This is a genomic window from Vulcanisaeta sp. EB80, from assembly GCF_002078205.2.
In genome coordinates this window covers 1-3,554 of sequence record NZ_LCWN02000112.1, presented here as the reverse complement: position 1 = coordinate 3,554, position 3,554 = coordinate 1, and the positions used below count along the sequence as shown (strand labels likewise).

Annotated in this window: 3 protein-coding genes, 1 tRNA gene and 1 pseudogene; 2 read left to right on the top strand and 3 right to left on the bottom strand. The window is 46.5% G+C overall.

What is annotated here, in order from left to right; all coding sequences use genetic code 11:
• Positions 1–133: 133 nt before the first annotated feature.
• A tRNA-Lys gene (locus tag B7L70_RS12075) sits at positions 134–210 on the bottom strand.
• Positions 211–315: 105 nt separating this feature from the next.
• Between B7L70_RS12075 and B7L70_RS12070 the strand changes: the two genes are divergently transcribed.
• On the top strand, positions 316–1,398 hold the full coding sequence (locus B7L70_RS12070) for a phosphatidylserine/phosphatidylglycerophosphate/cardiolipin synthase family protein (RefSeq protein ID WP_081228399.1): 1,083 nt from the start codon (positions 316–318) through the stop codon (positions 1,396–1,398).
• A 64-nt stretch (positions 1,399–1,462) separates the two neighbouring features.
• On the opposite strand, the gene B7L70_RS12065 is transcribed toward B7L70_RS12070, so the two are convergent.
• Both B7L70_RS12065 and B7L70_RS12060 read right to left on the bottom strand, forming a co-directional pair.
• Entirely contained in the window at positions 1,463–1,666 is a 204-nt protein-coding gene (locus B7L70_RS12065; RefSeq protein WP_081228397.1) for a hypothetical protein, read from the bottom strand.
• 50 nt (positions 1,667–1,716) lie between these two features.
• Positions 1,717–3,120 (bottom strand): transposase, encoded by a 1,404-nt coding sequence (locus tag B7L70_RS12060; protein ID WP_238376250.1) that lies wholly within the window; start codon positions 3,118–3,120, stop codon positions 1,717–1,719.
• A 169-nt stretch (positions 3,121–3,289) separates the two neighbouring features.
• Here B7L70_RS12060 and B7L70_RS12055 point away from each other — a divergent pair.
• Positions 3,290–3,554: pseudogene (locus B7L70_RS12055) on the top strand (phosphoglucomutase/phosphomannomutase family protein); the annotation flags it as partial.

The window sequence follows — 3,554 nt, the reverse complement described above, 5'->3', positions numbered from 1 at the left end:
CGCTACAACGACAATAATGACGACCAGGAACATGAATCCCGTGCAGTTTGGTGTGTATATTATTTCTAGGCTTGGTGGATCGCATCAACACATGGATCACCACCTAACTCACCAAAACCAACCAAGCAAACCCTGGCGGGCCCGGTGGGATTCGAACCCACGACCTACGGGTTAAGAGCCCGCCGCTCTACCTGGCTGAGCTACGGGCCCGTTTTTCTTGGGTTTTTGTTGAATTTAAAAGCTTTCCCTCGTGGTTGTTGGTATTATTGATTGTTTACGCGTTAGGGTTAAGTGTCCTCCCGTGGTTTCTTGTTGATGAGGTTTGCGAACTTTCTCGTGTTTTTGGTCGTGACTTCAGCAGTGCTTGCGGTGCCGGTTACTGCACAGGCTTGGTTTGTGGTTTTGAACTCGAGTCAGGTTGGTGTGGTTATTGGTCCCGTTAACTCCACCTACATACTCAATGTGGTGGGTACGGCAAAGCACTGCGTGTATGTCGAAGCGTATGAGCTAACCTACCAACCCCTAGTCAATGAGTTAGCCAGTTTGGCTGAACGCGGCGTCAGCGTCTACATAGTCCTATCTGGCAATGTGTACGGCGGCATACCCGAGGATGAGTACTCCGCAGTGAGTGAGCTAGCTAGTGCGGGAGCTCATGTTTCGTTTAATTACATGTACGACTTCGTGCACAGCAAGGTCTTCGTCATCGACAACGAAACAGTCATACTAGGCTCAATAAACCCCACCTACTACGGCTTCGAACATGACCTAGGCATCGACCTAGTCATCAACAACGCAACAATAGCAAAGGTCTTCGCCGAGGTAATACTCAGCGACTACTACAACGAGACGCCACCGCAAATAGGTTACCCAGGCATCGTGGTCTCACCAATAAACTCCGCCGAGTACTTAGACGACCTCCTGAACCAACCAGGCCCCCTGTACGTGGCTATTGAGGAGTTATACCCATCCTCAAACATGTACAGCTACATCGAGAGGCACACGGACAGGGTCGTCATAGTTGGTGAGCACTCGGAGAATGATTACGCCGTCAGTGAATTAGGCGCGGTAATGGTGCCTGACTTGACGGCTAAGGCTATTGTGGTTGGGAATTACGTGTACGTGGGTAGCGTCAACCTGGACTACGAATCCTTACACAACAATAGGGAGTTGGGCATAATCATTGAGAACCCGGTTGTTGCGGAGGAAGTACGTGATGCAATACTGCAGTGGTATAGCGAGTATGCAAGCGGGACAACGCAACAGGAAGGACAAATAAGCCGAGGCTTACAATTACCGACAACAACACTCCTACTACTCATCATTCTATTGATACTATTTTACACGGCAAGGCAACTAATGAGACCAAGGAGACGAAGGAGGAGACGTGTATTAAGTTAATGTTTTAATGATCAGTTATGATTTCATTGTTATTTCAACTTAAGTAGGGACGCGATATTTCGAATTAAAGAATTTTCCAGATGTCGTTGAAGTATCTAATGGCATCATCAACAGGTACCTGGGTCACAGAACCAGTACTTGATACCACAAATGCCTCATCATCTACAATTAGTAATTCATCCTTCAAAAAGCCTGAATCCTCAGGTACAATCCTAACCCAACCACTAATCGACCTAATGGTCCGCCTACCAATAACGCTGAATATCACTAAGACCCCAAAAAGCCCGATGACCCCCTCCCTGCCCTTTTTGGGCGGGTTTAATCTTGGGGTCTCGATTGTTGCCCCTTCTTTGGGGTTATTGGTTTTACGCCATTGGTGGTGACGATAAAGCTCAGTATTTTCTTTGGTGTTGGTGTTTTGTAGCCTACCTTCTTTGCGATATTCCTTGCTGCATTCAGGTCTGCGTTAATCTTTATTCCAGTTAATTCGCACACGTACAACCCACGCTTAACCCTACCTTTCTCGTGCTCCATGTTACAGATAGAACATTGTTTGCTCGTCCCATACTCATTAACAACATTGAGTTTAATTCCGTACTCCTCAAGTACGTCCTTAAGCCAATTAATGATTTTATTAAACCACCAAATGTTTGTGTTGTACTCATTACCGTTGTTCTGACTGACCATGTATGGGTAGCCAATAAACACTTCATCAATGCCCATCTGCCACAGTGTCTCGGCTAGGAATCTAATGGCTGTGCGGTAATAATGCCTAAGTCTCTCGCGTTGCTTATAAATTGCGTGTAAATAAAACGTGTGGTACTTCCTCCATGACTCAAAACCGTGGTTCCTCAACCAATCCCTAACGGATTGGTAAGTGCGTATTTCACGCTTCCAGTAGTAGTACTCGGACTTAATTGTTGAGCCCTTGATTAAAATCGCAGTATCACCATGATTGAAAACAACGGCGAAGAGGTTGTTCAAGCCAACGTCTATGAAAGCCTTGTTATCGCCCCTTGGCTTGTCTATCTGTATTTTCTCGTGGATGCCTTTAACGTAACCCTTCGGGTTGCTCTTTGCTGGTTTGGCGCCAACCTCAATGGGCACATATGCGAACCATCTGTTATCCTCAAGCTTGATTACAAGCGTGCCTTGCCTCCCACTCCACTTGATTCTGCCGGCGTACTTTATTTTCAAACCCCAATCCTTAAGCACCAAATAGCCCTCGCCATTGTTGATAGGCTCCAAGTAATACCTGTCGTTCCTCACCAAAATCCTTAGCTCCCTTTTGCCTAGCACCTTATCCTTCCAGAAGCCTGGTGGTGATGGCTTACCCATGAATTTAGGCAACTTGCCTTGCTTGTACAGCTTGAGTAGTTCGAAGTACGATTTCCAGGCACTGTTATTCAACCTTATGACTTGCCCAGCATTCACACCCAACACACACTTATACCTGTGGTAAAACTCATGCTCCGTACCCTTAAAATCCACCCTACCACTTTCCCTATACTGAACAAGCCTGGCATAATTAAGCTCATTCCATAACTTGGCAGTGGCGTCGGCTATTCTTCTTAGCTTTCTCTCTTGGGCCCCGTTCGGCAGTAGTCTCAACCTAACCGTGCGTACATTACTTGATTTGGAAGATTCAGTGCCTGGGATGGTGAAAACAGTGGGGTATCGCCCCACCGGCTCACCCGAGGAAAAAGGCACCACCCCAGGCACAAAACAGCAAAAAAAGCTGGATTTTAAAACCTACCTCCGTAGAACCCCACTACGTGAGGCGACCCCGCCCCTAGAAGGGGCGGAGCTTGTCGTTCATTATTGTCAGGACTAGATCAAGGACTTATGCAACAATAGTCGCAACGTAGCATTAAATCACGGTATTGATACAGTGATAACGGGAAAGCCAACCCCGACTCCTGTTGTTGCTTGGTTTGGTTTTCGTTTTGGTTTTGATTTGGTGATCCAGATCACGGCTAGTCATAATCCGCCCATTTACAATGGCTTCAAGGTAATAAGCCGAATAGGAGCACCAGCCCAGGAAGAAGACACAAACCAAATAGAAAAAACATACCAAGAAGAGGCGGAGGACATCAATAAATCAGTGAGCAAGATTGAAATTAAGGACGTGCCAACAATAGATCCAAGCGGTGATT